This is a genomic window from Bacillus sp. PSXD-155 (assembly GCF_049310765.1).
Taxonomy (GTDB): Bacteria; Bacillota; Bacilli; order Bacillales; family Bacillaceae_G; genus Bacillus_A; species Bacillus_A cereus.
The window spans coordinates 115377-135456 of sequence record NZ_JBMOWC010000006.1 but is presented as its reverse complement, the minus strand read 5'-3'; the positions used below and the strand labels follow the sequence as shown (position 1 = coordinate 135456).

Here is a 20080-nt window from a genome sequence, read left to right as displayed (position 1 = left end):
CAAATTATTTACAAACGACACCTGCACGTTTGGCAGATTCAACAGTATTATGAAGAAGCATTGTGATTGTCATTGGACCAACACCCTTTGGCACAGGTGTAATGTAACCCGCAACATCTAACACGTTGTCAAAGTCAACATCACCACAAAGTTTTCCTGTTTCTAAACGGTTAACACCAACGTCAATTACAACCGCTCCTTCTTTAATATAATCCGCTGTTATCATTTTAGGTCGTCCAACAGCTACGATTAAAATATCAGCTAACTTCGATAACTCTTTCATATTTTGCGTCTTAGAATGACAATATGTGACAGTTGCATTTTCATTTAAAAACAATTGCCCCACTGGTTTACCGACAATATTACTTCTTCCAATTACTACTACATGTTTTCCAGAAATATCAAGATTTGTTTCTTTTACTAATTCTACAATACCATGCGGTGTACATGGAAGGAATGTATCTTGTCCCGTCATCATACGTCCCACGCTGATTGGGTGAAATCCGTCTACATCCTTTTCTGGTGAAATTCTTTCAATGATAGCTTTTTCTTCAATATGTTTTGGTAAAGGTAATTGCACTAATATGCCATTAATACGGTCATCGCCATTTAAGCGATCGATTTCAGCAAGCAAACGTTCCTCAGTAATTGTTTCAGGAAGTTCAATTAGCTCTGAGTAAATCCCTACTTGTTCACAGCCTTTTTCTTTTCCTTTCACATAAGAACGAGATGCTGGATCTTCTCCAACTAAAATAACTGCTAATCCTGGTACAATACCTTGCTCTTTCAACTTCACAACTTCTTCTGTTAATTGTGCTCGTTTTTTCTCCGCAACTTCATTTCCTTTGATGATTACTGCTACCATTTTAAGATTCCCCCTTAAAGAATTTACAGTGTATCTTTTATATTAGATAAAACGCCGTTAATAAAACGACGAGATTCCTCATCCCCAAATGTTTTGGCAATTTCAATTGCTTCGTTAATTGTTACGTTGTGTGGAATTTCTTCCATGTATTTCATTTCATACACAGCTACACGTAAAATACTGCGATCAACAATGCTAATACGCTCAAGCTTCCACTTTTTTAAGTTTTGACGAATCGCTTCATCGATTGCTTCTTTATTTTCTACAAAACCTACTACAAGTGACTCTAGAAACTCATTTGTTTCTTCGCCTTCATCTAGCGTGTTTTCCACTGCTACTTTCGGTTCTAATTCACCTGTAATATCCATTTGGTATAATGCTTGCATTGCTCTTTCTCTAGCCGTCCTACGTTTCATTGTAACTCTCCTTTATGCTTCAAGTCTTTCCTTATACTTTGTTATATTATTATAATTTATAAGCCGTCAATTCACTTACTCTTACAGTTTTCATTGATTTTCCAACCTTATAATACAATGATAATAACACAATTTATCGTTTCACACACGGGTTACAAGGCTGAAAAATAATAAAAAGATTAACTTCAAGTTCCATATCTTATCACAATGTACGTTTTTTGGAAAAACGACACATTTTCTTGTTTATTTCTTATTTTTTGAAATAGTATAATAATTAGAGGGTTGTAATTTGTGAAGAAATGAAACGATAAAAAAGATGCCTATGTTACTAGGCACCTTTTCATTCTTACACTGGTTCGATTTCTGTTTTTTGTGTTTCGAATGTTACGCCAACGATGTGAACATTCACTTCTTTTGGCTCAAGTCCTGTCATCGTAAAGAGTGCTTGGCGAATATTGTCTTGAATCTTTTGTGCAACAACTGGAATTGCTACACCAAAATACATTACAACATAAAGGTCAACGATAATATCTTCGTTTGCTAATTCAACCTTTACACCTTTACCATGATTTTTCTTACCTAACTTCTCAACAACATCTGTAGCAAAATTACCGCGCATTGCCGCTACACCTTCTACTTCAGCAGCTGCAATACCTGCAATTACTTCAATTACTTCTGGTGCAATTTCTACTTTACCAAGAGTTGTATCTTGACCCATATCTAACATATGTTCAGCCATGAAAAAAACCTCCTTTAATGTATCACTGCGTCACAAGTTCATGCTCTTCCAAAAATTTCGTATTAAACTCACCTTTTACAAAATCAGGATGATCTAGCAATTGCAAATGGAACGGGATTGTTGTATGTACGCCTTCAATGACAAATTCACTAAGTGCGCGCTTCATTTTTGCAATTGCCTCTTCACGTGTTTTTCCGTGAACAATTAATTTAGCAACCATCGAATCATAGAAAGGTGGGATTGAATATCCCGGATATACAGCTGAATCGACGCGAATACCAAATCCTCCTGGTGGTAAGTACATTTCTACTTTACCTGGAGATGGCATAAATTTTTTGGCAGGGTTTTCCGCATTAATTCGACATTCAATTGCCCAACCATTAAATTGTACTTCTTCTTGCTGTAACGATAACTTTTCTCCTGAAGCAACAAGAATTTGTTCTTTAATTAAGTCCATTCCCGTTACCATTTCAGTAACCGGATGCTCAACCTGAATTCTCGTATTCATCTCCATGAAATAAAAGGTTTTCGTTTTATATTCATAAATAAACTCAACCGTACCAGCACCTGTATAATCAACCGCTACCGCCGCTTTAACTGCCGCTTCACCCATCTGCTTGCGAATATCTTCATCAAGTGCAGGTGATGGACTTTCTTCTAATAGTTTTTGCAAACGGCGCTGAATTGTACAATCACGCTCTCCTAAATGAATGGCATTTCCGTGTGTATCTGCCATTATTTGAATCTCAACATGGCGGAAATCTTCAACGTACTTTTCTAAGTATACACCAGGGTTCCCAAAAGCGGTACTAGCTTCTTGCTGTGTAATTTGAATTCCTTTTATAAGCTCTTCTTCATGGCGTGCAACACGAATACCTTTTCCGCCGCCACCTGCAGTCGCTTTAATAATAACTGGATATCCAATTTGATTAGCAAGCTCGATCGCTTCTTCGGTATTTTTAATAATCCCTTGTGAACCTGGTACAATCGGAACCCCTGCTTCTTTCATTGTATCACGAGCAACGTCTTTTGTGCCCATCTTTGAAATAGCTTCTGGACTTGGACCGATAAAAATCAAGTTACATTCACGGCATAACTCTGCGAAATCTGCATTCTCTGCTAAAAATCCGTATCCCGGATGAATAGCATCGCAGCCTGTTAACTTCGCAACGCTAATAATGTTCGTCAAATTTAAATAGCTTTCTTTCGAAATCGTTGGTCCTACACAATACGCCTCGTCTGCAATCTGTACGTGAAGTGACTCTTTATCTGCTTCTGAATAAATTGCAACTGTTTCAATATCCATTTCTTTACAAGCACGAATAATTCGTACAGCAATTTCCCCACGATTGGCTATTAATACTTTTTTTATCATCACAAAGACTCCCTTATTACGCTTTTACAAGAAATAGCGGTTGTCCATACTCAACAAGCTGTCCGTTATTAACAAGAATTTCAACAATTTCGCCCTCTACATCAGCATCAATTTCGTTAAATAACTTCATAGCCTCGACAATACATACGATAGAATCTTTCGATACTCTATCCCCAACACTTACATATGGAGGTGTATCAGGTGAAGAAGAAGAATAGAATGTACCTACCATTGGTGAGGTGATCTTATGTAGGTTTTCATCTTGAACAGTTTTCTTCTCTTCTTGTTTTGGCGCTTCTGCTTGCGCTGCTGCTACTGTCGTTTCAACTTCAACAGGCGCTACTGGTTGCATAGCTTGTTTTGCTGCAGGTGCTTGCACAGCAACAACTTCATTACCACGCTTTTTCATTTTGATTGTTGTACCGTCTTTTTTGTATTCAAATTCATCAATATTAGAGCTATCAATTAATTTAATTAATTCACGAACTTCTTGAATTTTAAACATGTAAAATCCACTCCCATACTCTTGTTTGTCCCGTTTTTACAGATTCTCGTCACGAAAACTAGATTGACTGTAAAAATACGATGTATTCTATTAGAAAATATATTTCATTAACTAATAGAAATATTTACTATTTCCATCTTACGATAAATTTTTTAAACATTCCAATTTATATTTCTTTATAATAAATCGAAACTCCTGTAAAAATATTATTCCAATAAAAATTTAATACCTAGTAATAATACCAAGTTTCACATGAAATTGGCAAGACCACTTCTTAAAAAACATTCACTACTTTAGCAAAACGTTACACAGCAAACATGCCATTCCCTCTCCACTCTTCACTACACCTATAGTCAATAACATATTTTTACCAAATATTATTTTTTTGTTTACACGCCGTTCATCATTCCTTCATATAAGAATAGTATGTTCAAAGTGTAGAAAATATATTGTGTCGAGGTGTGGAAATATGATATGGCTCATTCTCTTTTTACCTGCTGTAATCGTTTGGGCATGTGTTCTTTGCATCCACGTCAAATCCGGAAAAAGTAATCATCAGTACCATGAACCATTAATCTTTTACTCGCAACGTGTTTCTCCATTCCGAGTTGAACATAGTAAAAATAACTACAAAGACGAAATAGAAAAAAGCTATCGAAAATGATAGCTTTTTTCTATTCACACATTTACTTACATACTCTATTTTACTATTTGCATACCCTTTGCTTAGTAAAAGATAATAATCCGCAGGGAAATCCCTGCGGATTAAAGTTTCACTTATTTCGCTGGTGGATCAAATTTCACACCTACATCTTTTGATCCGCCTTCACTTCTTACAAGTTGAATAATTTTATTTGCTTCTTTCTGTGAATGTTTTGCCGCTTTAACCGTTACTCTAATGTCAGTACCATCAGCTCTTACAAGAGCATCTGGATATCCTCCTTGAGATTTAATTACTGTCTCAAGTAATTCTTGCTTCGTTTCCATTGTCGTAATGGCATCAAAATTTTCTTTTGCTTTATTCTTTTCTGTTGCTGAAGCTTTTGTTGAACTCATCACTTCTTGTAATTTTGCTTTTTGTTCACTACGCTGATCTTCCATTTGCATACGTAAAGCTGTGAAATTCTCATCACTTGATTGAACTGATACATTGCCCTCTTTTTTACTTGTTTCTTTTTTTGCATTTTCTTTTTTGTCTGTTTCTTTATTTGTTGTTTCCTTGCTTGTATTTTCTTTTTTCGGAGTTTCTTTAGGCGCTTCGTTTGTTACTGCTTTATCAGTACCTTGTTTTTCTTGTCCAATCTTTTCACCTGTTGCCGGCGATGCTGTATTCATTTTGTCAGGAGTTGTCACGTAATACACAGATAGTACAACAACTAAACTTAACATCGTTAATAACCAAACTGTTTGTTTTTTTAACACTTTATTTCCTCCCTATCAATTTTTCGGTGAAACTGAAACGCGATGGGCCGGTACATCTAGCAGCCTTATCACAGCTTCTTTTACCATTGCTTTAACTTGTATATTATCCACTCCCTTTGCTACGACAAGAACACCACGTACTTTCGGCTTCTCTGTTCGTAAAACAACAGGAGTTTCTTTATCCCCTTCACGTATAATGACAGTCTTTTCATCAAGAGACTCGTCCTCTACTTCTCTCTTACCGCCTGTTTTATCTGTTTCACCTGTTGTTTGTGAGCGTTTCACTGTATTTTTTTCTAAAATTTTTTCTTCAGATGAATCTAAATTCACTTTAATCGTTACGTCTTTTACTCCTGCTATTTCTTCTAAAGCAGTTTTTAATTCTTGTTCATACGCTTTTTCATATTTTTCTACATTTGACATACTATCATTACTTTTTTGTCCGAAAGTTGGTACGTCTTTTTCTTGATTTTGAGTTTTTTGTTCTTTAAATACAGGTACTTCTTCTTTTTTACTTGAAAAGAGACTACTAGAAAACATAAGCAAAATTCCAAGTATGAGTAGGACAAGTAAAAACTTAGGTGTTACCTTTTTACCCTTCTCGTTGCTTTCTTTTTGATCCCCATTCAATAAGTTTCGAAAAAATGAGAACTTCGAATTTTTATCTTTATTGTCCATTTACTCTACCTGTCCTCCCTTCCATTTGAACTTGGATTTGTTTACCCTCTAGTTGCCACCTGCTTGAAAAGAAATCTTTCATTTCTACATTCGTTTCTTCCACTTTTTTTGGCGGCTCTTTCGTGTTAATTTCAATTGGCTTTACTGTTTCGATTGCATCATTTTTACTACGTTCTTTTTCTTTCAACGTCACAACAACAGATTGAATATCTTTCGCTGACTTTACTTCTTCTGTATTTTCTGCTGCGACTATTTGTATTTCAGAGACAGTCATACCATACTTTTTCTCAAACTCTTTTCCTACTTCTTTTTTCATTTTGGTAGCCATCTCTTCTAAACTATATGCACGTGTTAGAGCTTGTATTTCTTTTTTCTTCGAATCTATTGAATTTTTTACAGATCCTTCTGCTACGTACTTTTCTTCATTAAAATTTGCAATTACTTCATTTACATCTGTCTGCAATAGTTTAAAAAGGGGCGTTAAAATTAATACAACTAACAAAAGACTTACAACGAATTTAACGTATTTTTGCAAATTCGAATTTGGAAGAATAAGATGAAGCATTGTTGCTAAGAGCAAAAAAACGATAATATTTCTGATCCACTCTGTAACAAATTGCATACTCTTCACCTCCTACCGCATCATAAGTGTAATATTCCCCGCAGCAATAATAATTGTAATACTTAAAAAGAACATAAATGATACGATAGCTAAGCAAGCAAATACGTAAATGATGCTTCGTCCAATAATGTCTAAACATTGAATAATTGCTCCGCCGCCAACCGGTTGCAATACTGCTGCTGCGAATTTATAAATAAATGCAATACAGAAAATTTGAATCGCTGGAAAAGCAACAATTAAGCATAAAATGACGAGCCCAATAATTCCGACTGTGTTTTTCAATAATCCTGATGCGCTAATAACAGTATCTGCCGCTTCTGTAAACATCCTTCCAACTACTGGAATGAAGTTTCCTGTTACAAATTTAGCAGTTTTCACAGCTATTCCATCAGCAACAGCTGTTGCTGTCCCTTGTACAGATAATACTCCTAAAAAAATTGTTAAAAAGACACCGATAATCCCTACGCTAACGTTTTGCAGAAGCTTGGATAATTTCGTCACTTTATATTGATCACTCATTGTACTTACAATACTTAATATCGTTGCCAGTAATAAAAGTGGTAGAACGATATAATTCATAAGAAGCCCACTCGTATTCATTAAGAAAATGATAACCGGATGAAAAAATGATACAGATACAACCCCGCCCCCAGTTGCTATAAGCGCCAGCAAAATTGGCAATAACGCTAATATGAAATCTACCATTGTTTGTATCGTTTCTCTTGCATATGTCATAACGACATAAAAACTATTTAAAGCAAAAATAATAAGTACCATATACACAACAGCATCAGCAATTTTACTTACGCTACTTTTTGAAAAAGCGGATTGCAGTGATTGCAACAATGCACTAAAGATTGTGAGCATAATAAGTGTGCCAAGCAGTTTTCCATTAGCAGCAAGCTCATGAAATAAATATTTTAATAACCCTATCATCCACTCTTTTAGAGAGAATTCTTTTTCTCCCTTTACAAACTCCATAAAGCTCCCTTTTTGACTCTCTGGCAAATAGCCTCCATATTTTGTAACAAGCCCGTCCCAAAATTGCTTCACATCTTCAATTCCGAGCTTATCCAATTGTTGATCAACGACGTTTGTTTCTACAGGAGAAGCTTGTACAACAACCGGTAAAGAAAAGAAAAGGAAGCAAGCAAATAGCAGCTTAGCTCCAAACCTCCTCAACATTCACTCCCCCTTATCCCGTCGGTAAAAATCCGAGAATAGTTTCAATTACAACCGTCAAAATAGGAATCGCCATAACGAGAATTAAGATTTTCCCAGCAAGTTCAATTTTCGAAGCGATGGCACCTTGACCAGCATCTTTTGTAATTTGGGCTCCAAACTCAGCAATATAAGCAATTCCAATAATCTTTAGTAACGTTTCCACGTAGACGTTACTAACTTTCGCTTCACTTGCTACTCTCTCAATCATTTGTAAAATAGAATGAATTTGATCGATTAAAATAAGAAACATCACGCTACCTACGAACACAATAAATAAAGATGTAATACTAGATTTATGCTGATTCAAAACAGCAGCTAAAAACGTAGCAACGAGGCCTAATCCGACAATTTGTATAATTTCGATTCGAACCGCCTCCTTTACTGGAAGAGAAAGACACTTTTAATCTTGTCAAATAGCGTGTTAATTAAAAATGCAACATGAAATAAAATGACGACAAAACCGACAAGGATAACCCAATTTGCAATATCCTCCCGCTTTAATTCTTTTAGTACAGTATGAATGAAAGCTAAAACAATGCCGATTCCGGCGATTTGAAATATTAATCCAACATCAATGGACATCGCCTTTCTCCCCCCTATAGCAGTAAAATTACAATAAGTAGCCCTGCTAGTACCCCTAAGCTCTTAATCATTTTTTCGTATTGCAGTTGTAGCGCTTTCGCTTCTCCTTCTTCTCTCTCCAAATGTGTAATACATAAGCGAATATGTTTTTGTTGTGATTCACGATCATGTTGTCCGAGCGTTTCACCAAATTGCTGCAGTATTTCATACTCAGTTTGTTGAAATGCAGTTAACTTCCAGTTCTCTTTCAAACTATCTATCCACGCTTCTCTTACTGTTTGTTCCCCGCTTTGTAGTCTTCTGGCGAAACTTTGAAATATCCAATTTAATGGCTTTGGCATTTGTTTAACTAATCGCTCGGCAGCCTCAGATAAAGGTGTGTGTCCATACATAATTTCTGCTTCTAATGATTGAAGTGCTGATTTTAATAATCTAAGTTGCCTCGGCCTCTCACTATATCTTTTAGCGTATGAAAACCCGAAAAAGGTGCTGACCGCAACGATTAACACTGCACCGAATATTTTCACCATACGCCCTCAGCCTTTCTACTTGATAACACTGGTTTTCCATATTTATCTTTCACCTGCATGACCGTTCCTGGACCCCTCGCTTTTGACAACTCCACAAACCTATCAAATATACCAAGCTCTAGCACTGCCTTTAGCGATGGACGTCTCACAACATCCTCATAGGAAAATCCGTGTGCACTTATAAAAAGCTGAACACCTGCATGCACTGCCTCCATAATTGCTTCACTATCTTCTTTACGGCCAATTTCATCTACGATCAAAATATCAGGACTCATAGAACGAATCATCATCATCATTCCTTCTGCCTTTGGACACGCGTCTAACACATCGACTCGGGTACCAAAATCATATTGCGGGATCCCTTTCACACAGCCAGCAATTTCTGACCGTTCATCAACGATCCCCACTTTACAAGAAGGAATTTCCGAAGCACTTACTCCTTGACTCATGCAACGAGCTACATCTCTTAAAAGTGTCGTTTTTCCCGTTTGCGGAGGGCCAATTACCATCGTGTTTAACCATCTTTTTTCATACAAATATGGCAAAAGCGGTTCAGCAATCCCTATTTTTTGACGAGCAATACGAATATTAAAGGAAGAGACATCACGAATCATTTTCACTGCGCTTTTTTCTGTAATGACTTTTCCCGCTAATCCGATTCTATGCCCCCCGCGAAGTGTCACATACCCACGTTTTAATTCCTCTTCCATCGTATAAATTGAGAATTGACTTAACTTATTCAGTAAGTAAATAGCATCCTCTGCAGTAGTGATATAGTCATAAAAAAACACCTTTCCGTGTGCAATACACTCTAGCGGTCTTCCAATTCGAACACGAATTTCCTCTAAAGCATCGTATTGCTTACATTCTTCAATTAAGTACTTCATCGTTTTTGGTAAAACTTCTAATACCTCTTTCATCGGCTTCTCCCCACTATACTCGACTTACTATTTCAGTAATGCGATAAAAATACAGCAAATTCCAAGCGCTAGAAAAAAGAGCTTCAAGAAAGAAATTTCACTTGCTACACTCGCTATCCCAATTGTCATTGTTAAAATTAATACGGTAGGTCCAACAAACGCTAACATACCATTTATAAACAACGCTTTCTTCGCATCATTCACATAAAGCATAAGCAAAGCAGCAAATATCTCCGCACTACCTGAAAATAATCGAAGTGCTCCCATAACAAGCACGGATGTTTCCATTGCCGCTAGCCACTGTTTCATTCTTCCACCTTCTCCCGTAACAGTTACTAACTTCGTATTCTTAAAAAGAATATATTTGTACAACCATATGCAGAGGTTGTCTATTTCAGAAGTAAAAACATAATTTTTCTCTAAAGCCCGAATTAGAATCTGAATATTCATATTATTTTATGGTATATTATGGTACATTTAGTTTAAAAGGGGTATAAACCATGCAGCACGTTACTTTATTACCACTCGATTTACGCTATACAAATGTGATTTTCGAGCTATCAAGTGATCCACATATAAAAAATGCATTAGGGATAACGGTAGAAAACATCGAAGACACAAAAGCATTTCTTCTTTTCGCAATAGAAGAAGAACATCAAAAGAAATCCTTATCGAGAATGATTGTGAATGAAGAGAATGAAATAATTGGCCTCACCACACTTAAACATATTAATGATGAGAAGAAGCAATCTCACATTGGTAGTTGGCTCGGCTATCCGTACTGGGGAAAAGGCTATAACGAGGCTGCTAAAAAAGAAATCTTTAAAATCGCCTTTTTAGACTTACAACTTTCCTACGTATTTGCTGGTGCTAAAACGAATAATACCCGCTCGTTAAAAGCACAAGAAAAACTACCTTATATTTCATTGCATGTGGAAAACAAGTTTCCAGACGAATACGCTGCACTAGAGAAAGAAGTAAAGTCAACTTGCTCTTTGCATGTCGTGTCACGTGAAAATTTTTTAAACTGGTTGAGATTACAGAATGAGGGGGAAAAATATGAAGACATTGAAAATTAGTTTAACCGTTGTAGTAGAATTAGCTCTTATTTATCTTTTTTCCTTATTGGTCGGTTGGTCATTTATAGAGACATTTTTCCTTGGTAGTTTAGCAATATTTGCAATTATGTGGTTAATTATTATGAGTAACCATAGAAATAACATTACAGATCACGCAATAAGTAAAACATTAACTGGTGTTGAGACTGGCGAAATAAAACCATTTCAAATTGTTTTGACTCCATCTATTATGGGTACTCTTTCACTTGTTTTAGTCAGTTTTATTATAACAGCTATTTACTATCTACCCTATTTCCTATAAAAAAAGCACTCGTGAATTATCACGAGTGCTTTTCTACTATGCACGAGAAACGTATTTACCTTCACCAGTGTTGATGATAAGCATTTCGCCTTCGTTAATGAAGATTGGTACCTGTACAACAAGACCAGTTTCTAATGTAGCTGGTTTTGTTACGTTAGAAGCAGTATCACCTTTAATACCAGGCTCTGTTTCTGTAACTTGTAATTCAACTGTGTTTGGAAGTTCAACACCAAGTACTTCGCCTTGATAAGTCATGATTGCTACTTCCATGTTTTCTTTTAGGAATTTAAGCTCGCGCTCGATTTGTTTTTCACCAAGCTCGATTTGCTCATAAGTTCCGTTATCCATAAATACGTGAGCCTCACCACTTGCGTATAAGTATTGCATACGACGGTTTTCGATGTGTGCTTTTTCTACTTTCTCACCTGCACGGAATGTTTTCTCCTGAACAGATCCTGTGCGAATGTTACGTAGTTTAGAACGAACGAATGCAGCACCTTTACCTGGCTTTACGTGTTGGAAATCAAGTACTTGCCAAAGGGCATTGTCCACTGAAATTGTTAAACCTGTACGAAAATCGTTTACTGAAATCATGTAAAAAAATCCTCCTGTGTATTACAAAATAATAAGTTCTTTTGGTGATTTCGTAATTACTTCATTACCTTCACTTGTCACAATGATATCATCTTCAATACGTACGCCGCCAATACCTGGAATATAAATACCTGGTTCTACTGTTACAGCCATACCGGGTTCAAGTACTGTATCAGAACGGAACGCTAAACCTGGCGCTTCATGGATTTCAAGACCTATTCCATGACCAGTAGAGTGTCCAAAGTATTCACCATATCCTTTTTCCGTTATGTAATCACGCGTTAGCGCATCAGCCTCGCGACCTGTTAAACCAGCTTTAATACCGTTCACACCACGTAGTTGTGCTTCTAAAACGATATTATAAATTTCTTTTAATTTATCAGATGGTTCACCGACTGCAATCGTACGAGTAATATCAGAGCAATATCCTTTGTAATAAGCGCCGAAGTCTAATGTAACGAAATCTCCTGTTTCTATCACTTTTTCAGATGCCACGCCGTGCGGTAATGCCGAACGAAGACCTGAAGCAACGATAATATCAAACGAAGAAGATGTTGCTCCTTGTTTTCTCATGAAAAATTCAAGTTCATTTGACACTTCAATTTCAGATACTCCCGGGCGAATGAATGATAGAATATGCTCAAAGGCAGCATCTGCAATCTGTGCAGCTTCCTTTAATATCTTAATCTCTGAATCAGTCTTTATCAAGCGTAACTTTTCTACAAGTCCAGAAGTTGGGATAAATTCAGCATCAATCGCTTCCTTATGCGCTGAATAAGAACTATATGTAAGAGTATCTTGCTCAAAACCAAGCTTTTGAATTCCAAGCTCTTTCACTTGCTTTGCCACTTCATCAATGATTAATCCTGCGTGCTGTACAATCTCATATCCAACCGCTTGTTTACTTGCCTGCTCGACGTAACGGAAATCTGTAATAAATTGCGCACGATCTTTTGAAATAAGAACTACACCTGCTGTTCCTGTGAAGTTAGCCATATATCTACGACTATGTTCATTTGTTAACAAAATACCGTCAATGCCAGCCTCACCAAATGCACTTCGTAATCTTTCAATTTTCTCCATTACTTTATGCCTCCCTCAATTTCTCCATTAATGCAAATAACGCTAACTTATAGCCATAAAAACCAAATCCAACAATTTGTCCTGCACAAACAGCTGCCGTCACAGATTCGTGACGGAACGATTCACGCTGATGAATGTTAGAAATATGTACTTCAATAACAGGAATCGAAATGCTCGCAATGGCATCACGAATCGCATAGCTATAATGCGTAAATGCTCCCGGATTTAAAATGATCCCTTCATATATATCTTCCGCTTCATGAATAATGTCGATAATGGCACCTTCATGATTCGATTGGAAACATTCTAACTCCACTCCCATTGTTTCCGCTTCTTGCTTCATATCTGCTTCAAGTGTCGCTAGCGTGCCCTTTCCATATACATTTACCTCACGAACACCGAGGCGATTTAGGTTAGGACCGTTTACGAGGAGTAACTTTTTCATATTCTTAAAACTCCTTAATATTAAATATCTATACAATATTTTAACATAGGAGTTACTTATTTGAATAGTTCGTCTTCTCTCGCCCTTCTTGTTCTACTTTATTGCTATTTACTGCGTAAGAAACAGAATATGCTATAAACACACCATACAATATAAAAATACATATTGTCGTTACAATTGTCTCTTTTGGTAAATGGAGCGCACTTTTAATAACAGGAGCCATTAAACCCATCCCCAAAAACAGTAATGTCCACCAAAATAATCCATAAATAATTCCCACAATAATCCCTTCAAACTTCGCAAAAAATGCTTTATACAAAAAGGCAATCAAAATTGAAAGAAGTCCCATACAAACTATTCCTGACACATTCCCCCATACACCTTCCTTCCAACTTCCAAACGCAAATGGTAAAAGGAAATAATTCGGTCCCGCCTCCGTGAATGAAAATATATGAAGGAAATACCATATCCCGCCCCAAAAGATTCCACCAAACAAACCGATTTGTACAAAATTCCTTGTTCCTAATTGTTCTTGACTCACATCGACACCTCCGCTCAATAGTATGCCCGAAACTATTTTGAAGCATGTTTAAATCCTGCGAAATTTGTCTATAAAAAGAATAAGAAATGTCCGACTCTCATAACATTTTCCCTTGTCATCTACTTGTATTTGCCGATAAAATAAAGGAAACTCGGTGATTGTCTTATTTCAAAACGACAGAACCCAGTATGACAATTGCCTCTTTTTCTACATAAGAGAGAAACAAATACAGGTTGGTGTTAACATGGCAGAAGAGTCAAAACAAATATATGGCGGGCAAGCGGTCATAGAAGGAGTTATGTTTGGCGGTAGAGAATATACTGTTACAGCGGTTCGTCGTAAAGATAAATCGATTGAATTTTATCGATTACCACGCGTTCGTAATAAAGTATTATCTATCCTAAAAAAAATTCCATTTTTACGAGGTATTGCCGCTATTGTGGATGCAAGTGCGAATGGAGCAAAGCATTTAAACTTCGCTTCAGAACGATTTGACGTCCACCCAGAAGATGATGAACAAATTGCAAATAAAAAAGAAGAACAATCAAAATTAACGATGGTATTAGGAGTTGCAGCTGTTGGCGTTTTATCTTTCATATTCGGTAAAGTCATCTTCACAGCAGTTCCTGCACTATTAGCTGAATTAACGAGACCGATTTTCCCATCTCATACTGGGCAAATCATTGTCGAAAGTGTCATTAAGCTCATGCTATTATTGAGCTATATATACTTTATTTCTTTAACCCCACTTATTAAGCGGGTATTTCAGTATCACGGTGCAGAGCATAAGGTAATCAATGCTTATGAGAATAACCTTCCTCTGACTGTAGAATACGTTCAAAAGCAAACTCGCCTCCATTATAGATGCGGCAGTAGCTTTATTATATTTACAGTCATTATTGGAATGTTCGTTTATTTTCTAGTCCCTACAGATCCTCTTTGGGCACGAGTTATAAACCGAATTTTATTAATTCCAGTTGTACTTGGTATTTCTTTTGAAGTATTGCAATTTACAAATCGATTAAGAGATATTCCCGTATTACGCGTACTTGGATATCCTGGGTTATGGCTACAACTATTAACAACGAAAGAACCAACAGATGACCAAGTGGAAGTAGCAATTGCATCGTTTGAAGAATTATTACGTTTAGAGAACAAACAATAATTATTTAAAAATGGTGTTCAACTCCTTTCCTCATCGTTAATATACTAATTTTAATATACGTTTTTAGGAGGTGTCCCTTATGAACGGTCGTTCGTTTACTTTCGCTATATTTGTGCTTATTATTGGATTGGCAATATTCGGCCTTGTTTCATCTGTTATTACAAATCCCATGGGTGTATTAAGAAATATCGGGTACATGTTACTTGTTGTCGGTATCTTTTACTTGCTATACAAGATGTTTACAAATTCCAGTGGTTCCGCAAATTCGCAAAGCTCATATAAGCGTGCGGCAAAACAATCGAACCGCAAACATGGGAAACAAAATGTAGCACCCCTAGGCAATTCTTTCTTTAAGTCAAATACTTCTAATGACAAAAGTAAAAAAGGGAATTCTTCCACTTTGAAACGAAAAAGAAAACAGTCTCATTTAACTGTCATTGAAGGCAAAAAAAGTAAAAAGAAAGACCGTGCTTCCTTTTAGGAAATACGGTCTTTTTTTATACTTTGAAGCACTTCTTTTAAACTTTTCTCTCTCATACTTTCAATTCGAAGATGATGATTTTTAAATGGTAAATTCCGTGTCACATCATTAGGTACAACAACGCACGTTAATCCCGCTGCAACTGCTGCTCTCAATCCATTTAATGAATCTTCAAATACAACAGCTTCAGATGGCTTAATTCCTAATTCTTCTATTGCAACTCGATAAAGAGCTGGATCTGGTTTTACCTTCTCAACATCTTCTCTCGTTTTAATTACTTCAAAATATTCTCGAATCTGTAGCTCTTCTAAAAAATGAATAACCCATTCTCTAGACGAACTAGAAGCTAGTGCGATTTTTAATCCCATTTCTTTCGCTTCTTCTAAATATTCTTTTACCCCGTCACGAGCTTCTGGTATTTTCATTTTCTCTTTATGTAAAGTTGCCACTTTTTCTTTTAATACACTTTTGTTAAACTTCTCTTTTAATTGATCATTTAAATATGCATAAAGTACCTCATCTGTTGTTCCAATGCATTTCGCAAATTCCTCTAAAGGTAGTTCCCCGCCGTATTCACGAACAGCATCTCTGAAAGAGTGAAACCATATCGTTTCTGTGTCCACAATTAATCCATCAAAATCAAAAATAATTGCTTTCATAATTCTCCCATCCTTTTCGAATTGAAATAAAAAAGGAAACGCCATCCGTTCCCCTTAATTACTTTTCTCTTCATTTGCTTTTTGAACACCACGAAGTGTTTCCACTCGAACCTCATCTTGTTCAAAGTATTGTACTAAATCACCGATACGGTCAATTGATTCCCAACTTAAATGATGTTCAATTCCTTCTACATCATTATAAATTTTGCTTTCATCCACACCGATAATGCGCATAAACTGTTCTAACAATTCATGTCGATATACGAGACGTTCCCCGATTTTTTTACCTTTTGATGTTAATACAAGCCCTCTATATTTTTCATAAATTAGATATTCGTCTTTGTCTAATTTTTGTACCATTTTTGTTACAGAGGATGGATGTACACTAAGCGCTTCAGCAATATCAGATACACGGGCATAACCCTTTTCATCAATCAACAAATAAATTTGTTCAATATAATCTTCCATACTAGGGGTAGGCATCGGTTTCCTCCATCCAATTTCATTTTGCTTATTCCGTACGAAGCAATCAATAAAATGATACACCAGAAAGAATAACGTGACAAGGTGGAAACGAGCCTAAATCTGCAAAAGTGAAAAGAACCTGTATTCAAATACAAGTTCCTTTCATGTAAAATATTGAATTTCTGCGTCAGGAAAAAAGTGATGAATATATCCTCGAATCGTTTCCTCCAATACTTCTGCTTCATCTTTTTTATATACATATTTCCCAATTCCATATCGTCCCCATTTATACTTTCGCTTCTCTTCATCCATTTCAAGCTTCGTATTTGGATAACGCTCTTGAATAACCTTTTTCGCTGGTTTCGTAAAACGATGCTGAATTAATTCAAACGTTAAATTTGGTATCGTCATATCTTTCAGCGCATTGTACAGTCGCTCAAATAGTTCACGATATCCTTCTTCCCATCCTTCATGCATATAAAGTGGCGCGACTATAAAACCAAGTGGATAACCTGCACCTGCTACTTTACGTGCCGCCTCAATTCGCTCCTCAAATGGCGATGTCCCTGGTTCAAAATTTTTAATTACATATCGTGAATTTATACTAAACCTGAAACGAGTTTTCCCATTATGCTTTGCATCTAATAAATGATCAACGTGCGAATATTTCGTGACGAAACGTAAGCGCCCATATTCACTTTCTCCAATGAATTCAATCGCCCGCTTTAATGCATGTGTTAAATGATCAATCCCAACAATGTCTGATGTACACGCTGCTTCAAATCTTGTTATTTCAGGTGCCCTTTCATCCATATATTGCTTTGCCTTCTCAAATATTTCATCAAGATTGACATACACACGAACGTAAGGCTTACTCCCAAGTGTTGTTTGCAAATAACAATAATGACAATGTCCCATACACCCTGTTGCGAGCGGAATTGCATATTCAGCTGACGGTTTTGACGTATCAAACTTTAGCGTCTTCCTTACTCCAACGACAAGCGTAGCCTTTGCATTACGATACTTTTGCAAATCATTTTCTCCTGGCAAATTTCTAATTTGATTATGTGATGTCGTTTCACGAATTTCTAATCCCATCTTCGTAAACTTCTCATAAAGCTCTTTTCCAAGTGGATATTCAAGTGCCTTTGGTTCAAAGTAAACGAGTTTTGGCATAAATGGTTTCATGTGCTTCCCTCCCTCTCGTTAGTATGGGAAACGTTGAAAAATTAACACGCATTAAAGTTTTCCACTTCAGTAACTTGCGTTGCAAGTTACTGAATGTTATAATTTAGATAACAGCTACCTTGCAACGCAAGTTACCTGAGTAAAAGGTGGTGAAATCATGCACAGCCAAATGTTAAAAGGTGTGCTCGAAGGTTGCATCCTATACATCATTTCACAAGAAGAAGTGTACGGATATGAACTGAGCACAAAATTAAATAAACACGGATTTACATTCGTAAGCGAAGGAAGCATATATCCGTTATTGTTACGTATGCAAAAAGAAAAATTGATTGAAGGAACATTAAAAGCCTCCTCACTCGGTCCAAAACGAAAATATTATCACGTAACCGATAAAGGATTAGAGCAGCTTGAAGAATTTAAACAAAGCTGGGGAATGGTTTCAACTACGGTAAATAACTTATTACAGGGGGAGTGATAGGGATGAATGCACAAGACATGATTGAATTGAATAATAAAAAACGTGAGCTTCTAACTTCCGAAAACGAGGCTGCTTATGGTGATATGTTAGTATATCTTCGAATATCAAACGTACCCGAGCAACAAATGGAGGAACTGTTACTAGAAATATTAGATCACCTCATCAAAGCACAAGGAGAAAATAAAAACGCTTATGACATCTTTGGAGATAATTTACAATCTTATTGCGATGAACTTATATCAGCTTTACCAACTCAAACAAAGTTAGAAAAAACCTCTTTAATTGGATTTTCTATTAGCTTACTTCTTGCTATACAGTTTGGCATAAATGCAATTATTTCATTTTTTATGTTTCTATTTGAAAAAAACAATACATTATCAAGTCCGCCTTTTAGCATCCTTGGAACTACTTTGTCTGTTTCAATAATTATACTAGGTATACTATTTCTTTTATATTTATTAAAGCGTTACTCCTTTGATCAGAAAATGAATTGGAAAAGAAGAATTCTATTTGGATTCGCATTTGCTACTCCATTTTGTTCCGCTGTATTCTTAAATATTTATTTCCAAAAGCAACCTTATCTCATTTATCATCTAAATTTCTGGCAAAATGCTTTAATTGCTATCTTATTTTTTATTTTATATAAATTACTATATAAAAAATCAAATTTTTAACAGCCCTTCAAAAGGCTGTTTTTTCTTCTGTCTAATTTTACAAATTGAAAAATTTCATAAAGAAAATAAGAAAAATGCAAAATAATTAAAGTTAATTGTTGACGTGATGCTTTTATTATCGGTATCATAAATCTTCGTGAGCAATTATTTTTCGTTATACGATTTTTTTATTATTACTGAATTTTTGAGAGGAGAAATTAGATGTCAGTTAAGAAGAAAACGCAAGTACGCACCGGCAAAATGGTACGTGAACTAATGTTAGCAGACGAAGATGTAAATGCTTCGCTAATTATGGTATATAGTGAAAACGGTGTAAACGCAGAAATTAAAATCGAGGGCTTAACGCCGAAATGTAACGAAGAATTATTTTTGAGCGGAAACGTGGATTGGAACAAGAGTGTTATTTATAAAATTGTTGATTTCACTGGAAACGCTGAAGTTGGTAAAGTTACATTAACAGCGATGAACAAAAACAATGTTTCTCTAGAAATTGAACGCGTTATGTGGAGTAAAGAAAATAAAGAAGCTGCCGAGCAAGAAGAAACACAGGTAGAAGCAGCACCAAAAAAAGAAGTAGTTGTAGAAGCTCCAAAAGCAATTACACCTGCTCCTAAGCCTGTTACGCGTGTGGAAACACCTGCTATGGCACCTAAACCTACTCCGGTACCGAAGCCAGTAAGCGTAGAAGCAGCTGTAGAACTAGCTACTCCAGCGCCTGTAAAAAAAGCAGTCCCTACTCCAGTTACAAAGCAAGAGACAGCACCGGTTGCTCCTGCAAAACCGAAGCAGCCTGCTTTGACTGAAACAAATTCAAAACTACAAGAAAATTATGTTAAACTCGTGAAAAAGACAATTGAAGTTTGTCAAGATTACGAGCTTGGCATCGACATAGATGATTCTATTGAAAGCTTAAAAGAAGAACTACAAAGCCAAGGTATTAGCGTTACATTTGACAAAGAAATTATGGACGTTGTAAGTCGCCTTCGTTCTTTACAAGATAAAGGAATCAAAGTAGAAAAAGTACTTAATTTACTATAAAAAAATAAGAG

General features: G+C 36.1%; 29 protein-coding genes. 8 read left to right on the top strand and 21 right to left on the bottom strand.

All coding sequences use genetic code 11. The features are described from left to right. Nucleotides 1-4 precede the first annotated feature (4 nt). The 5 genes from folD to accB form a co-directional block, all read right to left on the bottom strand. Complete coding sequence (gene folD, locus ACO6VI_RS08910; protein ID WP_000226732.1) at nt 5-865, bottom strand: bifunctional methylenetetrahydrofolate dehydrogenase/methenyltetrahydrofolate cyclohydrolase FolD; 861 nt, start codon at nt 863-865, stop codon at nt 5-7. Between the two features lie 23 nt (nt 866-888). Continuing rightward, nucleotides 889-1281, bottom strand: a complete 393-nt coding sequence (gene nusB / locus ACO6VI_RS08905; RefSeq protein WP_000830247.1) for a N utilization substance protein NusB — start codon at nt 1279-1281, stop codon at nt 889-891. Between the two features lie 346 nt (nt 1282-1627). Next, nucleotides 1628-2020, bottom strand: a complete 393-nt coding sequence (locus ACO6VI_RS08900) for an Asp23/Gls24 family envelope stress response protein (protein WP_000807630.1) — start codon at nt 2018-2020, stop codon at nt 1628-1630. 22 nt (nt 2021-2042) lie between these two features. Then, nucleotides 2043-3395 carry an acetyl-CoA carboxylase biotin carboxylase subunit gene (gene accC, locus ACO6VI_RS08895; RefSeq protein ID WP_000592870.1) on the bottom strand — a complete coding sequence of 451 codons (1353 nt, stop codon included), beginning with the start codon at nt 3393-3395 and terminating at the stop codon, nt 2043-2045. Between the two features lie 16 nt (nt 3396-3411). After that, complete coding sequence (gene accB, locus ACO6VI_RS08890) at nt 3412-3900, bottom strand: acetyl-CoA carboxylase biotin carboxyl carrier protein (protein WP_000472863.1); 489 nt, start codon at nt 3898-3900, stop codon at nt 3412-3414. A gap of 469 nt (nt 3901-4369) precedes the next feature. On the opposite strand from accB, the gene ACO6VI_RS08885 reads away from it, so the two are divergent. Beyond that, entirely contained in the window at nt 4370-4564 is a 195-nt protein-coding gene (locus ACO6VI_RS08885) for a hypothetical protein (RefSeq protein ID WP_002000935.1), read from the top strand. A gap of 113 nt (nt 4565-4677) precedes the next feature. Here ACO6VI_RS08885 and ACO6VI_RS08880 read toward each other — a convergent pair whose 3' ends face one another. Genes ACO6VI_RS08880 through ACO6VI_RS08840 form a run of 9 tightly spaced genes read right to left on the bottom strand, consistent with a single transcriptional unit; the run spans nt 4678 to nt 10187 of the window. Continuing rightward, nucleotides 4678-5322 (bottom strand): SpoIIIAH-like family protein, encoded by a 645-nt coding sequence (locus ACO6VI_RS08880; protein WP_000914710.1) that lies wholly within the window; start codon nt 5320-5322, stop codon nt 4678-4680. A gap of 15 nt (nt 5323-5337) precedes the next feature. After that, nucleotides 5338-6000: a stage III sporulation protein AG gene (gene spoIIIAG / locus ACO6VI_RS08875; RefSeq protein WP_000368890.1), complete on the bottom strand. Its 663-nt coding sequence runs from the start codon at nt 5998-6000 to the stop codon at nt 5338-5340. Next, entirely contained in the window at nt 5990-6622 is a 633-nt protein-coding gene (gene spoIIIAF, locus ACO6VI_RS08870; protein WP_001161037.1) for a stage III sporulation protein AF, read from the bottom strand. Before spoIIIAF ends, spoIIIAG begins: the two co-directional genes overlap by 11 nt. 12 nt (nt 6623-6634) lie before the next feature. After that, entirely contained in the window at nt 6635-7807 is a 1173-nt protein-coding gene (gene spoIIIAE / locus ACO6VI_RS08865; protein ID WP_000946113.1) for a stage III sporulation protein AE, read from the bottom strand. 10 nt (nt 7808-7817) lie between these two features. Continuing rightward, nucleotides 7818-8201 (bottom strand): stage III sporulation protein AD, encoded by a 384-nt coding sequence (gene spoIIIAD, locus ACO6VI_RS08860; protein WP_077393170.1) that lies wholly within the window; start codon nt 8199-8201, stop codon nt 7818-7820. 23 nt (nt 8202-8224) lie between these two features. Next, complete coding sequence (gene spoIIIAC / locus ACO6VI_RS08855) at nt 8225-8428, bottom strand: stage III sporulation protein AC (protein WP_000020914.1); 204 nt, start codon at nt 8426-8428, stop codon at nt 8225-8227. 14 nt (nt 8429-8442) lie between these two features. Next, complete coding sequence (spoIIIAB, locus tag ACO6VI_RS08850) at nt 8443-8958, bottom strand: stage III sporulation protein SpoIIIAB (protein ID WP_000238703.1); 516 nt, start codon at nt 8956-8958, stop codon at nt 8443-8445. Next, nucleotides 8952-9878 carry a stage III sporulation protein AA gene (gene spoIIIAA, locus ACO6VI_RS08845; RefSeq protein WP_000665907.1) on the bottom strand — a complete coding sequence of 309 codons (927 nt, stop codon included), beginning with the start codon at nt 9876-9878 and terminating at the stop codon, nt 8952-8954. The genes spoIIIAB and spoIIIAA overlap by 7 nt, the downstream gene beginning before the upstream one ends. 27 nt (nt 9879-9905) lie before the next feature. Further along, on the bottom strand, nt 9906-10187 hold the full coding sequence (locus tag ACO6VI_RS08840; RefSeq protein WP_000816050.1) for a YqhV family protein: 282 nt from the start codon (nt 10185-10187) through the stop codon (nt 9906-9908). 191 nt (nt 10188-10378) lie between these two features. On the opposite strand from ACO6VI_RS08840, the gene ACO6VI_RS08835 reads away from it, so the two are divergent. After that, entirely contained in the window at nt 10379-10957 is a 579-nt protein-coding gene (locus tag ACO6VI_RS08835; RefSeq protein ID WP_023522996.1) for a GNAT family N-acetyltransferase, read from the top strand. Further along, a complete protein-coding gene (locus ACO6VI_RS08830) occupies nt 10938-11258 on the top strand; it encodes a hypothetical protein (RefSeq protein ID WP_063548620.1) in 321 nt (106 codons plus the stop codon). The genes ACO6VI_RS08835 and ACO6VI_RS08830 overlap by 20 nt, the downstream gene beginning before the upstream one ends. 36 nt (nt 11259-11294) lie before the next feature. On the opposite strand, the gene efp is transcribed toward ACO6VI_RS08830, so the two are convergent. From efp to ACO6VI_RS08810, 4 genes are read right to left on the bottom strand one after another with little or no spacing between them, the layout of a single operon-like run. Then, on the bottom strand, nt 11295-11852 hold the full coding sequence (efp, locus tag ACO6VI_RS08825) for an elongation factor P (protein ID WP_000626513.1): 558 nt from the start codon (nt 11850-11852) through the stop codon (nt 11295-11297). 21 nt (nt 11853-11873) lie between these two features. Further along, complete coding sequence (gene pepQ, locus ACO6VI_RS08820) at nt 11874-12935, bottom strand: Xaa-Pro dipeptidase (RefSeq protein ID WP_000411057.1); 1062 nt, start codon at nt 12933-12935, stop codon at nt 11874-11876. Nucleotides 12936-12939: 4 nt separating this feature from the next. Beyond that, nucleotides 12940-13380, bottom strand: a complete 441-nt coding sequence (gene aroQ / locus ACO6VI_RS08815) for a type II 3-dehydroquinate dehydratase (RefSeq protein WP_000735140.1) — start codon at nt 13378-13380, stop codon at nt 12940-12942. Between the two features lie 52 nt (nt 13381-13432). Continuing rightward, complete coding sequence (locus ACO6VI_RS08810) at nt 13433-13921, bottom strand: YqhR family membrane protein (RefSeq protein ID WP_063548622.1); 489 nt, start codon at nt 13919-13921, stop codon at nt 13433-13435. Between the two features lie 244 nt (nt 13922-14165). Between ACO6VI_RS08810 and ACO6VI_RS08805 the strand changes: the two genes are divergently transcribed. Both ACO6VI_RS08805 and ACO6VI_RS08800 read left to right on the top strand, forming a co-directional pair. Then, nucleotides 14166-15086, top strand: coding sequence for a DUF1385 domain-containing protein (locus ACO6VI_RS08805; RefSeq protein ID WP_063548624.1), 921 nt, complete (start codon nt 14166-14168; stop codon nt 15084-15086). A gap of 79 nt (nt 15087-15165) precedes the next feature. Next, nucleotides 15166-15567, top strand: a complete 402-nt coding sequence (locus ACO6VI_RS08800; protein WP_001014463.1) for an SA1362 family protein — start codon at nt 15166-15168, stop codon at nt 15565-15567. Here ACO6VI_RS08800 and ACO6VI_RS08795 read toward each other — a convergent pair. From ACO6VI_RS08795 to splB, 3 genes are all read right to left on the bottom strand, one after another. Further along, on the bottom strand, nt 15564-16226 hold the full coding sequence (locus ACO6VI_RS08795; RefSeq protein WP_053565474.1) for an HAD family hydrolase: 663 nt from the start codon (nt 16224-16226) through the stop codon (nt 15564-15566). The genes ACO6VI_RS08800 and ACO6VI_RS08795 overlap by 4 nt on opposite strands. 54 nt (nt 16227-16280) lie before the next feature. Beyond that, nucleotides 16281-16709 (bottom strand): transcriptional regulator MntR, encoded by a 429-nt coding sequence (mntR, locus tag ACO6VI_RS08790; RefSeq protein ID WP_001143080.1) that lies wholly within the window; start codon nt 16707-16709, stop codon nt 16281-16283. A 144-nt stretch (nt 16710-16853) separates the two neighbouring features. Further along, the gene (splB, locus tag ACO6VI_RS08785) at nt 16854-17879 is read right to left on the bottom strand and encodes a spore photoproduct lyase (RefSeq protein ID WP_000802109.1); all 1026 of its coding nucleotides are present in this window, start codon (nt 17877-17879) and stop codon (nt 16854-16856) included. 157 nt (nt 17880-18036) lie between these two features. On the opposite strand from splB, the gene ACO6VI_RS08780 reads away from it, so the two are divergent. From ACO6VI_RS08780 to ACO6VI_RS08770, 3 genes are all read left to right on the top strand, one after another. Continuing rightward, entirely contained in the window at nt 18037-18354 is a 318-nt protein-coding gene (locus ACO6VI_RS08780) for a PadR family transcriptional regulator (protein ID WP_000556083.1), read from the top strand. A 5-nt stretch (nt 18355-18359) separates the two neighbouring features. Continuing rightward, nucleotides 18360-19031: a DUF1129 family protein gene (locus ACO6VI_RS08775; protein ID WP_422423189.1), complete on the top strand. Its 672-nt coding sequence runs from the start codon at nt 18360-18362 to the stop codon at nt 19029-19031. A gap of 201 nt (nt 19032-19232) precedes the next feature. Then, entirely contained in the window at nt 19233-20069 is an 837-nt protein-coding gene (locus ACO6VI_RS08770) for a hypothetical protein (RefSeq protein ID WP_000111894.1), read from the top strand. Nucleotides 20070-20080 lie beyond the last annotated feature (11 nt).